Origin of the sequence: Afifella sp. YEN Y35, from assembly GCF_047553465.1 — a bacterium.
GTDB classification, from domain to species: domain Bacteria; phylum Pseudomonadota; class Alphaproteobacteria; order Rhizobiales; family Afifellaceae; genus Afifella; species Afifella aestuarii.
Genome location: NZ_CP180203.1, coordinates 4026061 through 4037658, shown reverse-complemented (window position 1 = coordinate 4037658; position 11598 = coordinate 4026061). Strand labels below are relative to the sequence as shown.

Sequence of the window (11598 nt, the reverse complement as noted above, 5' to 3'; positions counted from 1 at the left end):
GACTCCTCGGCGACTTCCAAGTGCAATCGCACGATCGGCCTCGCCTCGTACCGCTTTCGCTTGCGGCAGAGCGATATCAAAATCTCCTGTTCACACGGCCGTGAAGGCGCGTGAAACGGCGGTTTCTGGCCACGACAGGAACGCCCGATTTCCACAGCGCGTCTTTGTCACAGAGGCGCCGTCTCGCCAGAGAGAAACTATGGCGCCAAACGCTGAGCGGCCGCCGAAAGCTGAGCGGCCGCCGAGAGCTGAGCGGCCGCCGAGAGCTGAGTGGCCGGAGGGGCATCCCCTCCGGCCCAGACTGTCTCGGGCGCGGCCTATTTGGCAGCGACGTCGTGCTCGGCCGCCTGGTCGAAGAGCGCGCTGAACTTCTTCTTCGCCATGCCCGGCGTCTTCACGGCTTTGGCCTCTTCGAGATTGCTCGAGGAATCGCCGACGACGATGAGCGCCACCATCCCCATGGCGAAATGCGGCGTGCAGCGAACGCCGTAGACACCTTCCTTGTCGAGCGTCACGGAGAAATCCTTGCTCGTCTTGCTCTTGAAGGCTTCAGCACCCTCCGGGAGCATGCCCTTCATGGTTTCGGCGTTGTGCCCAGGATTGGCGGCGATGAAATTGATCGTGTCGCCCGGCTGCGCCCGCACGAAATCCGGTTCGAAGACCATGACGCCCTTTTCGCCCTTGTTGAGCATCTTGACGTCGAACTCTTCCGCCTGAGCCGGGAGCGCGAAGGATGCGAGCGCGAGGCTGGCGGCAAAAGCGGCGAGAGAGGTCTTGGCGAGGGTCATGATCATGGTCCTGTCGTTGCGGCGTCCGGGGGTGCGCCATGGCATCTTGATAGAGCCCTTCCGACCGACGAACTTTGTGCAATCACAAAGACTTGGATCTTTGGCGTGGCGTCACCCGCCCGTCTCTCAGGCGGTGAGATGGCGATAGATCGCCGGCAGCGCCGCCGGAAGCCGCTCGCCATGCGGAACGATCGCATAGGCGCCGCGGCCGAAGAGATAGGGAAAGTAATCGCGCGCCGCCTCATCGACGGTGACACCGAAGACGCGGATGCCGTCCTTGCGCGCCTCGCGGATCGCCATGCGCGTATCCTCGATGCCGTAGCGACCCTCGTAATAATCGATGTCGTTCGGCTTGCCGTCGGTCAGAAGCAGGAGCAGCCGGTGCCGCTGCGGCCGCTCTTTGAGGCCGGCGGCAACATGCCGGATGGCGGCACCCATTCGCGTATACTGGCCAGGTTTGAGCACCTCGATCCTCCGGATCACGCGCGCGCCGAGCGGCTCGTCGTAATCCTTGACGCTCGCAACGCGCACAGATGTCCGGCGCCTGGAGGTGAAGGTGAAGATCGCATGCTCGTCGCCACAGGCGGTGAGCCCGTGCGTCAGCGCGAGAAGCGCGCTCTTCTCCACGTCGAGCACGCGGTGGTCGCCCAGCCACGCATCCGTCGACAGCGAGACATCCATGAGGACGGCCATGGAGAGATCGCGGTCATTGGCGCGCGCCGTGGTGAAGACACGCTCCGATCCCGCGCCGCCCGCCCGGCGCTCGGCGACATCGCGGACGATCGCCGCAAGATCGATGTCCTCGCCATCGGGCTCGCCATAAAAGATCTGCCGTTTCGGGCGGAGCGCCTCGAACTGCCGCCGGACCTGGCGAATGCGCCGCTGCATCTCCGCATCGGGCGTCCAGTCCTCGCCCTCTTCGGCCGCTGGTCCGGCGATCACCCGGCAATGATCGCGGCGATAGCCCTGCCGCTTGAAGTCCCATTCCGCATAGGTGAGGCTCGCGGAAAGCGCCTCCCCTTCGACCGCGGCCGGCGCCAGATCGAGATCCATCTTCACGCGGCTTGCGGCGCGCTGCCGGTTCGAGCCGATGCTGAGTTCGGGCAAATCGTCGGCCGCCTGCCTTGCGCCGTCCTCGTCGTCGTCTTCGACCTTGCGGTTGACGTTGACCATTTCGGCGACGCTGAAGATCGTCTCGAACCGGTGCAGGATCAGAGGATCGCCGCGGTCACTCTGCTCGCTGTCGTGGCGCGAGGCCCGCCGGCGCTTGGCATCGACCGTGACGGATTCCCCGCCCGGCTCGTCGCCCTCCTCCGCGCGGGCCAACCCGTCGCCGGCCATCACCTCGCCCCAGAGCGGCACCGGCAGAAACGGCCGGTAACCCCGCGGGGCTGAGAGGCCAATGGCAGCATGCGCGTCCTCGATCAGCGCCAGAAACCGCCCGCCATCGGCCCGGCGGCCGCCCAGAAGGCTCATGATCGCAGCCTCGATCTCGGCCTCAGCGCCGGAGAGAGCCCGGCGCGGGCGCACCTCCAGCGTCGCCTGCCGCAAGCGCTGATAGGTCACCCGCAATCCGGGCCAGGCCACCAGCGTCGCCCGAATGGCAGCGACCGCGGCCCGCAGCCGCAAGACGTCCGCAACGAGCGGATCGGCGGCCGTCGGTGTCGGCGAGGCATGCGCGAACCAGGCCGCAAGCCATTCATAAAGCGCCTCGTTGTCGGCGCGGGCCGGAAAAAACGTCGAGCACATCCGGCAGCCGCAGCGTCTCGGCATCGAGGATCGCCTGGGGCATCTTTTCCGCCCCGAGCCCGACCTTCTGCAAGAGCGGCAGCCGGTGCAAGGAGACGCTCGCCGCCCCTTCGGCGATGCGGACGGCGCCGCTGCCGCCGAAAGCGCGAAACATGACGCCGAGCCGCGTACGCACCTCGTCGAGACGGACGGCCGCCTCCGGATGATGCCGATAGGTGCTGACACCGCCCACAAGCCGGTGCCAGAAGACGCCGACCGTCTCCTCGGGCTCGAAGATCGACATCGCCGTCAGCCGAGCGCGATCTCTGCGATGCGGGCAAGCGCCGTCATCACGTCGGGATCGTCGGTCAGGGGCTGCAAGAGCGCCGCCTCGATCGCGATCTCCGGCTTGATGCCGCTTGCGATCAGGCTGGCGCAATGGATGACGAGACGCGTCGAGGCGCCTTCCTCGATGTCCTGACCCGTGAGTTCGCGCAGCGCATTGGCGACCCGCACGAGCGGCACGCAGCGCTCGCGCGGCAATCCGCTTTCGCTCGCAACGATGCGCGCCTCTTCCTCAGGCGCCGGAAAGCCGAACTCGAGCGCCACAAAACGCTGGCGCGTGCTCGGCTTCAAGGATTTCAAGACATTCTGGTAGCCGGGATTGTACGACACGACGAGCATGAATTCCGGCGGCGCGGCGAGGAGCTCGCCGGTGCGTTCAAGCGGCAGGAGACGGCGGTCGTCGGTGACCGGATGCAGGACGACGGTCACGTCCTTGCGGGCCTCCACCACCTCGTCGAGATAGACGATCGCGCCTTCGCGCACCGCCCGCGTCAGCGGCCCGTCGACCCAGACCGTCTCACCACCCTTCAGAAGATAGCGCCCGGTGAGATCCGCGGAGGTGAGGTCGTCGTGGCAGGAGACCGTGTAGAGCTTCCGCCCGAGCTTTTCGGCCATATGCGCGACGAAGCGGGTTTTTCCGCAGCCGGTCGGCCCCTTCAGAAGCACCGGCAGCTGGTTGCGATAGGCGTGTTCGAAGAGGAGGCATTCGGAGCCCGAGGGCGCGTAGAAGGGAAGCTCCGGCTCGGACAGGGCTGTGTTGATCAGCGCGGACATGATGGGCTCCGGCGGGTGTTCGGGAGATTTCGGCTGCTCGGGAAAAGACGCCGGGCGGGACCCCCGCCCGGCGCTGGCTCAATCTATTCGGCGGGCTGCAAGACCGCAGTCCGGCTGGGACGGCGTTCCCGCACGGGACCGAAAATCGAATAGAGGTAGAGAAGCGCGGCCACGACCACGAGGGCCCCGGAGCCGAGGCGGATCCAGTAGAACATGGCGAGTTGGTCCTGCACCTCCATGTAGCTTTCGCCCATCACGCGCTGCAGCTGGATCTGGACGATGCCCGCGAAGGTGAGCGCGAAGGTCATCACCGTCATCGCCGTCGTCATGATCCAGAAGGAGAGGATGTTGAGCGACTGGTTGTAGGGCTTGTGGCCGCGCAGATACGGCATCGCATAGGTGATGAGCGCAAGGTTCAGCATCACATAGGCGCCGAAGAAGGCGAGATGCCCATGGGCTGCGGTGAGCTGTGTGCCGTGGCTGTAATAGTTCACGAAGGACAGGGTGTGCAGGAAGCCCCACACGCCCGCGCCGAAGAAGGCACCCACCGTGCAGCCGAGAGACCACAGCATCGCGGCCTTGTTCGGATGATCCCGCCGGCCGCGCCAGGCCATGGAGAAGGCGAAGATCACCATGGCGAAGAAGGGCGCGACTTCGAGCGCTGAGAAGATCGAGCCGACCCACTGCCAGTAGCCCGGCGCACCGATCCAGTAATAATGATGGCCGGTGCCCAGGAGCCCCGAAAACAGCGCCAGTCCGACGATCGAATAAAGCCATTTTTCGATGACCTCGCGATCGACACCGGTCATCTTGATCATCAGGAAGGCGAGGACGGAGGCCATCACCAGTTCCCAGACGCCTTCGACCCACAGATGGACGATGTACCACCAGTAGACCTTGTCGAGAGAGATGTTGGTGGGCTCGTAGAAGGCGAACAGCCAGAAGACGGCGATGCCCCAGAGGCCCAGAAGCAGGACATTGGTGACCGCCGTCTTGCGACCGCGCAGCACCGTCATCGAGATGTTGTAGAGGAAGATCACCGCGACGACGGCGATCGCCACCTTGATCCACAAAGGCTGTTCCAGGAACTCGCGGCCCTCATGGATGCCGACCGTGTAGCCGGCGACGGCCGACAGCGCCCCGAACATCAAGAGCCCGAGCTGCACATAGGCGAGAAACGGGCTTTCGATATCCCGCTCCGCCTCTTCCGGCACGAGGTAATAGGCGCAGCCGAAGAAGCCCATCAAAAGCCAGACGATCAGCGCGTTGGTGTGGATCATCCGGATGATGTTGAAAGGCAGCAATTCCGACAGGAAGTTCGGCAGGACGTAGACGGTCCCGGCCAGCCCGCCGGCGAGAAGCTGGACGGCGAAGAGGCTCATGGCGCCGGCGAAGTACCAGTACGCCACTCTTTGCGATGCGTATTTCATGGGCTTTGTTCCTTCAGCCGGCGTCGTTCGGCGGCCAGTCCTGCGTGTCGATGCGGCTGGTCCATTCCAGGAAGTCGATGAGATCGTTCAGTTCTTTTTCGCTGAGATCGAAGTGCGGCATCTGCCGGCGCCCTTCGATGCCGGTCGGCATGGAGCGGATCCAGGCTTTGAGGCCTTCGCGCGCGATCTCCGGATCGTCGCGCCCGCCGTAGCGCACCCAGACATTGCCGAGCTCGGGGGCGAAATAGGCGCCTTCGCCGAGGAGCGTGTGGCAGTCGATGCAGGCGTTCTTTTCCCACACCCTCTTGCCGTGCGCGACGGCTGGCGTGAGCGTCGCCGTGTCGGTCGATTGGCTCACGATGTGCCAGTGGCTCTCCGCCGTCAGGCCGACGAAGGCGACGAAAAAGAAGATCGACCCGCCATAGAAAATGTTGCGGGCCGCGGATTTGGTGAAGCGCTCGCTCATCGCGCGTGGCTCCGGTGACAGGCAGGCATGGCGTTCCTCTTGCTGCAGGCACTCGTGTCGATGGGCAGACGACTTACGCAGCCACGCCGTAGCGCTCTTTGCAGAAACGCAAACTTTGGAAGCGGCAGGAGCTTCGTGCTCGGAACGGCACCATATGCGCGGGGCCACGAGCTTGTGTTTGCGCAAAGTCGCGCGCGCTCGCCCCTGCTATCGGCCCTTACGGAACACCAGAGGACTTCGGCGATGACGGAGGCGGCGATGACGGATGCGGCAGAGGAGATTGCGGAAGGCTGGGGCCCGCTCGACGGCCTGCCCGGCAATCCGATGATGTGGATCCTGATTCTGGGAGAAATGCTGGTCTTCGCCATTCTCCTCGCCGGGTTCAGCATCGCGAGAGCGCTTCACCCGGCGGAGTTCGCGGCCTCGCAGGCGCATCTCCATCCGCTCCTCGCCGGCCTCGCCACGATCACGCTCGTGACGAGCGGCTGGCTTGCGGCTCGTGCGCTTCACTCCGTCCGGCGCGGAGAGAGCGGGCGCCCTCAGCTTGTCGCGGCGATGCTGATCGGCAGCGGCTTCCTGATCCTGAAAGGCATCGAATACGGGCGGGAATTCGCGGCTGGCATCGGCATCGAAACCGACACCTTTTTCACCCTCTATTTTCTGATCACCGGCTTCCATGCGCTCCACGTGGTGATGGGCATCATCGTGCTCGCCATCGTCGCGTGGCAGAACAGTGCGGAGAACATCGAGACCGGAACCGCGTTCTGGCACATGGTGGATCTCGTCTGGATTCTCATCTTCCCGACCCTTTATCTGCTGCGGTGAGCGAGATGCGGGACATCGATCTGGCCTGGCTCGCGCTCGTCGCGCTGACACTGTTGTCGCTCGGCACCAGTAGCACCGCCGGTGCCGTGTCGGCAGCCCTCATCCTCGCCCTTGCCGCGGCCAAGGCGATGGCGGTGCTGCGCTGGTTTCTGGAGATCGATCAGGCCTCCCGAGGCTGGAGGCTCCTGCTCGACTTCTATGTCGTCGCCATCTGCACCACCATCGCCGGCATCTTCCTGATCGCCGGTCGATTTGCCGAGGCGGGATGAAACCCGCGCGCCGAGGTCTCAAAATTCTCGGCTCTGCGGCAAGTTTTTCGAAAGCCTGGTTCCGCTCGTGAAAAGCCATTCCTTGTGCAAGCAGGCTTTCGCGCACAAAAGGTGCGGGCGCTGCGACCGAGGCCGCTTCCTTAACCGACCGCTGCGCTGCTAAGAGCCGAGACCTTATGCTTCAGCTATCTCCACATTCAGACAAAAGCGCGCCAGGCGGCTCCCCCGGCGGCTCCCAAAGCGGCCCCCAAAGCGGTTCGGCAGACGAGACTGCGATCGTGCGCTTCGCCTCGGCCGGCAAGCGTTTTGCGGCACCGGACGGTGGCGCCGAATTCGTCGCCCTCGAAAACATCGATCTCACCGTGTCCGAAGGCAGCATCACCGGCATCATCGGGCGCTCCGGCGCCGGCAAATCGACGCTCATCCGCATGGTCAACGGCCTGGAACGGCCGAGCTCCGGGCAGGTCATCGTCGATGGCATCGACGTGGCGGCGATGGACGAGCGCAAGATGCGCACGCTGCGGCGGTCCGTCGGCATGATCTTCCAGCATTTCAACCTGCTGTCGTCGCGAACGGCCTATGCCAACGTGGCGCTGCCTTTGGAAATCGCGGGCGTCTCCAAGGCCGAGATCGCCAAACGCGTCACGCCGCTCCTCGAGCTCGTCGGCATCGCCGACAAGCGCGACCGTTACCCGGCCGAAATGTCGGGCGGCCAGAAACAGCGCGTCGGCATCGCCCGTGCACTCGCAACCAACCCCAAGGTCCTCCTCTCGGACGAAGCGACGAGTGCGCTCGATCCGGAGACGACCCGCTCGGTTCTGGCGCTTCTGAAACAGGTCAATCGCGAGCTCGGCCTCACCGTCCTTCTCATCACCCACGAAATGCAGGTGGTGCGCGAGATCGCCGACCAGGTCGCCGTTCTCGATCGCGGCCGCATCGTGGAAAAAGGCGACACCTATTCGGTCTTCGCCCGACCGCAGCACCCGGTCACACGCACCTTCCTGGAAGGCGTGACGGGCGTGCGCCTGCCCGCCTTCGTGACCGAAAAGATGAGGAGCGAACCGGAGCCGGGCGCCGCCGCGGTCGTCAAAATCGTCTTCACCGGTCCGACCGCGACCGACCCGATCCTCGCTGAAATCGGCAAGACGCTCGCAACCGACGTCAACATTCTGGCCGGCGCTGTCGATGAGATCGCCGGCAAGCCGTTCGGCACGCTCGTCGTCGCGATCGACCAGGCGGCGCTCGCCCCCGCGCAGGCGCTCATCGAAGAGCGCGGCCTGACCTCGGAGGTCCTCGGCTATGTCCGCTAACATGTTCTGGCTGCTCTGGTCGGCGACGCTCGACACGCTCTTCATGGTGGCCGTCTCCGCCCTCATCGGCGTCGCCATCGGCGCACCGCTCGGCATCTTTCTCGCCACCAGCCGCAAGGGCGAACTCTTCGCCGCGCCTGCCGTCAACCGCATCCTCGGGGCGATCGTGAACGCGGTGCGCTCCACGCCCTTCATCATTCTGGTCGTGGCGATCATCCCCTTCACGCGGCTTCTGACGGGAACCTCGATCGGCACCACGGCGGCGATCGTGCCGTTGACGGTGGCGACCTTCCCCTTCGTCGCGCGCCTCATCGAATCCTCCATCCGCGAGGTCGATCCGGGGTTGATCGAGGCGGCGCGCGCCATGGGCGCGAGCCCGCTGCAGATCGTCCTCAAAGTGCTGGTGCCGGAAGCGCGGCCCTCCATCACCCTCGGCCTCACCCTCACCGTCGTCAGCCTCATCGGCTATTCCGCCATGGTCGGCGCCGTCGGTGGCGGCGGCCTCGGCGATCTCGGCATCCGCTACGGCTATCAGCGCTTCATGCCGGAGATGATGCTGGCGGTGGTCGTCGTCCTCATCGTCCTCGTTCAGGCCGTGCAGTCGACGGGCGACAAGCTCGCCCGCCATTTCGACAAGCGCAGCCGCAGCAACTGAGCTTCAAAGACCCTCTCAAAACGGAAAGTATCGTCATGGGTTTGAAAACACTCCTCCTCGCAGGTTCGCTGGCCCTCGGCCTCACCGTTCCCGCTTTTGCCGAAACCATCACCGTCGGCGTGACGCCCGGCGAGCAGGGCGAGATCATGGAAAAGGTCCAGCAAATCGCCGCCAAAGACGGCCTCGACATCAAGGTCCTGGAATTCTCCGACTACGTCGTTCCGAACCAGGCGCTGGCCGACGGTGAGCTCGACGCCAACGCCTTCCAGCATCAGCCCTATCTCGACGCCCAAATCGCCGATCGCGGCTTCGACATCGTCGCCGTCGCGCCGACGATCAACACGCCGATGGGCGTCTATTCCAACAAGGTGGAAAAGATCGACGACCTTCCGGAAGGTGCGAAGGTCGCCATCCCGAACGATCCGACCAATGGCGGTCGCGCGCTTCTCCTCCTCCAGGATGCCGGCCTCATCACGCTTGATCCGGATGCCGGGCTGAAGGCGACGCCGCTCGATGTCACCGACAACCCGAAGAACATCGACATCATCGAGCTCGACGCAGCGCAGCTGCCGCGCTCCCTGCCCGATGTCGATGCGGCCGCGATCAACACCAATTATGCGCTGGAAGCCGGACTCGACCCGCGCGCCGATGCCATCGCCAAGGAATCGGCGAAGTCGCCTTATGTGAACGTCATCGCCGTGCGCAGCGAAGACAAGGACGCCGAATGGGTGAAGCGCTTCGTCAAGGCCTATCATGACGAGGCAATCCGCGACTTCATCAACGAGCGCTTCAACGGTGCCGTCATCGCCTCCTGGTGAGGCTGAGCCATTTTCTCTGACAATCGCCGACGCGGAGCGTTCTGCACCGCGTCGGCAGTTTCCTGCGACCTCTGCGATGCGAGCCCATGAGCCGCCCTCGAGATTGTCGCCCGACAAAGAAGAGCGGCCGCGCTCGGGCGTAGCATCCTTTCGGTTCGAGAGGAGACACCAATGCCCGCACCGCCTTTGTCGTGGAACTTCGCCGACATGGCCGTCGACGAATTCCTCACCCGCTACAAAAACGCCATCCCGGTTTTCATGCGCCGCCGGCTCTTGTGCATCGGCTGTCCGTTCGGCCACATGCACTCCGTGCGCGACGCCTGCACCGAGCACGGGATCGAGCCGGAACCGCTTCTACGCGAGCTTGCAGAGCACGTGATCCCGCATGAGCGCCCGGAGCATCAGGCCGAAACGTCCGAGCCGCGAAAGGAGGGGCCTTGAATCCTATGCCCACGAGAAATCCCGCCGAGACCGGCAAGCCGATCACACGCACCGATCAGGGCTTCGACATCGATGCCGGCCTCCTCGCCGAGGCCTTCGCGCTCGAGGTCGAAGAGGTGCGCACGCTCATGCGCCAGGGCGAGATCAAGAGCCGGCTCGAGCGCGGCCAGGACCGCGATGCCGGCACCTTCCGGCTCGTCTTCTTCCATCACGACCGGCGCGCGACCTTCGTGGTCGACGAGGAGGGACATCTCCTCCGCCGGACCTGCTTCACGCTCACCGACCTCGCGGCGGCCCACAGCCCCAGGGCACCTCAATAAAACGGGGTGGGGTTCGTCCCCGCTATTCGGCGTCCTCGGCGCTATTCGGCCCCCTCGGCGATGACGACGAGGGCATGCGGATCGCAGACCACGATCTTCTTTCGGCCGCTCGAGACGAGGCCCCTCGCCTCCCACGCGCTCAGGAGCCGGCTCACCGTGTGCAGCGTCGTGCCGGTCATTTCCGCCACGTCCTGACGGGTGATCGGAAAATCGATCAGAACGCCTTCGTCGGTCTTGCGGCCCGCCTGCTTGACGAGGCGCAGAAGGGCATGCGCGACCCGCCGCTCAACCTCTTCGGTGGAGAGCTCGCGGATGCGCGTATGCGCGTCCTGCAGCCTTTGTCCGACCGTCGCCAGCGCATTGACGGCAAGCGCCGGGCAGCGCGCGACGAGCATATCCCACTGGCTCATCGGCCAGGCGAGAGTCAGGCTGTCGGCGACCGCCGTCGCCGTGCCGGGATAGTCCGGACGGCGGATCGCCTTGGCGATGCCGTAAATGTCGCCCGGATTGACATGGCGCACGACGATCTGCTGCCCGTCGGGCGTCGATTGCGTCACCTTGAGGCGCCCATGCAAGAGGGCAAAAAACTCTCCCGCCGGATCGCCCTGGTTGAAGACCGCGGTGTTGATCGGAATCCGCCGCGTCGTGGCCGAGGCGAGGACTGCATCGAGATCCTCGTCTGAAAGCGTTGCAAAGACGCCGAGATCCTTCACCAGCGAGCGGTCGAGATGTGGGGCGGGCATTCTTCCTCCGGCATCGGCGCACACGGCGGCAGAGATCACCGCGCGTATCGCGAGCTTCGTTCCACTGTCAAAAGTCGTGCCGCGCCAGATGGTTCATCCGCATCGGCACGAAGATTGGACAGGCTTCGGATGCGTCAGAGCATAAAGAAAGAGGGGCCGCCTGCGCAGCCCCTCTCTTGTCTCTTGCCGGTGTGGGAGAATTATTCTGACTGGCTCGCCTGACCGCCGCAAAAGCTCGCCATCTCACTTGCCGAAAGCTGGCCATCGTCATCGGCATCCATCGCCTTGAACATACGCTCATGCACGGCCTGGACCTCTTCGAGCGACAGCGAACCGTTGCCGTCTGTGTCCATCATGACGAGCATCATCTTGCTCATATGAGGCCCCATCATGCCGATGGCGCCGCCCTGCATTCCGCCAGCGCCCATCATACCGGGCCCCATGCTGCCTTGGCCCATCATGCCAGGTCCCATCGCACCTTGACCCATCATGCCCTGGCCCATCATCTGCCCGGCATTGTCGCCGGCATGATGCGCCTCGTGCTGGCTCATCGGCGTGCTGGACTCCTGGGCCTGCGCGGCAACCGCGCCGAAGGCCGTTGCGGTCGCGAGCGCTGAAACGGCGAGAAATTTCTTCATGGGAGAACTCCTGTTCTTTCGAGTGGCCCCGCCGGGGAGAGGGCGGGC

The 11598-nt window shown here is 64.7% G+C and carries 13 protein-coding genes and 1 pseudogene; 7 read left to right on the top strand and 7 right to left on the bottom strand.

The features are described from left to right. Positions 1 to 317: 317 nt before the first annotated feature. The 5 genes and pseudogenes from ACK8CP_RS19250 to ACK8CP_RS19230 all read right to left on the bottom strand — a co-directional run bounded on the left by ACK8CP_RS19250 (position 318) and on the right by ACK8CP_RS19230 (position 5531). Entirely contained in the window at positions 318 to 833 is a 516-nt protein-coding gene (locus ACK8CP_RS19250; protein ID WP_414832873.1) for a pseudoazurin, read from the bottom strand. 81 nt (positions 834 to 914) lie between these two features. Further along, a pseudogene (locus ACK8CP_RS19245) lies at positions 915 to 2820 on the bottom strand (nitric oxide reductase activation protein NorD). Between the two features lie 5 nt (positions 2821 to 2825). Continuing rightward, positions 2826 to 3635: a CbbQ/NirQ/NorQ/GpvN family protein gene (locus ACK8CP_RS19240; RefSeq protein ID WP_261215003.1), complete on the bottom strand. Its 810-nt coding sequence runs from the start codon at positions 3633 to 3635 to the stop codon at positions 2826 to 2828. A gap of 83 nt (positions 3636 to 3718) precedes the next feature. Beyond that, positions 3719 to 5065, bottom strand: a complete 1347-nt coding sequence (locus ACK8CP_RS19235) for a cbb3-type cytochrome c oxidase subunit I (RefSeq protein WP_414832872.1) — start codon at positions 5063 to 5065, stop codon at positions 3719 to 3721. Between the two features lie 13 nt (positions 5066 to 5078). Continuing rightward, positions 5079 to 5531 (bottom strand): c-type cytochrome, encoded by a 453-nt coding sequence (locus ACK8CP_RS19230; RefSeq protein WP_234629003.1) that lies wholly within the window; start codon positions 5529 to 5531, stop codon positions 5079 to 5081. Between the two features lie 258 nt (positions 5532 to 5789). Here ACK8CP_RS19230 and ACK8CP_RS19225 point away from each other — a divergent pair, with 258 nt between their 5' ends. The 7 genes from ACK8CP_RS19225 to ACK8CP_RS19195 all read left to right on the top strand — a co-directional run bounded on the left by ACK8CP_RS19225 (position 5790) and on the right by ACK8CP_RS19195 (position 10169). Further along, positions 5790 to 6356 carry a cytochrome c oxidase subunit 3 family protein gene (locus ACK8CP_RS19225; protein WP_414832871.1) on the top strand — a complete coding sequence of 189 codons (567 nt, stop codon included), beginning with the start codon at positions 5790 to 5792 and terminating at the stop codon, positions 6354 to 6356. A 5-nt stretch (positions 6357 to 6361) separates the two neighbouring features. Then, the gene (locus ACK8CP_RS19220; protein ID WP_414832870.1) at positions 6362 to 6625 is read left to right on the top strand and encodes a cytochrome C oxidase subunit IV family protein; all 264 of its coding nucleotides are present in this window, start codon (positions 6362 to 6364) and stop codon (positions 6623 to 6625) included. A 275-nt stretch (positions 6626 to 6900) separates the two neighbouring features. After that, positions 6901 to 7935, top strand: coding sequence for a methionine ABC transporter ATP-binding protein (locus ACK8CP_RS19215; RefSeq protein ID WP_414834303.1), 1035 nt, complete (start codon positions 6901 to 6903; stop codon positions 7933 to 7935). Beyond that, complete coding sequence (locus tag ACK8CP_RS19210) at positions 7925 to 8590, top strand: methionine ABC transporter permease (RefSeq protein ID WP_234629007.1); 666 nt, start codon at positions 7925 to 7927, stop codon at positions 8588 to 8590. Before ACK8CP_RS19215 ends, ACK8CP_RS19210 begins: the two co-directional genes overlap by 11 nt. 41 nt (positions 8591 to 8631) lie before the next feature. Further along, positions 8632 to 9408, top strand: coding sequence for a MetQ/NlpA family ABC transporter substrate-binding protein (locus ACK8CP_RS19205; protein WP_414834302.1), 777 nt, complete (start codon positions 8632 to 8634; stop codon positions 9406 to 9408). Positions 9409 to 9579: 171 nt separating this feature from the next. Then, the gene (locus ACK8CP_RS19200; RefSeq protein WP_414832869.1) at positions 9580 to 9849 is read left to right on the top strand and encodes a DUF1858 domain-containing protein; all 270 of its coding nucleotides are present in this window, start codon (positions 9580 to 9582) and stop codon (positions 9847 to 9849) included. A 5-nt stretch (positions 9850 to 9854) separates the two neighbouring features. Then, positions 9855 to 10169, top strand: a complete 315-nt coding sequence (locus tag ACK8CP_RS19195) for a DUF6522 family protein (RefSeq protein ID WP_414832868.1) — start codon at positions 9855 to 9857, stop codon at positions 10167 to 10169. A gap of 41 nt (positions 10170 to 10210) precedes the next feature. Here the strand turns inward: ACK8CP_RS19195 and ACK8CP_RS19190 are convergent, their stop codons facing one another. Further along, the gene (locus ACK8CP_RS19190; RefSeq protein WP_234629010.1) at positions 10211 to 10912 is read right to left on the bottom strand and encodes a Crp/Fnr family transcriptional regulator; all 702 of its coding nucleotides are present in this window, start codon (positions 10910 to 10912) and stop codon (positions 10211 to 10213) included. A 200-nt stretch (positions 10913 to 11112) separates the two neighbouring features. After that, a complete protein-coding gene (locus ACK8CP_RS19185; RefSeq protein ID WP_414832867.1) occupies positions 11113 to 11550 on the bottom strand; it encodes an EF-hand domain-containing protein in 438 nt (145 codons plus the stop codon). Positions 11551 to 11598 lie beyond the last annotated feature (48 nt).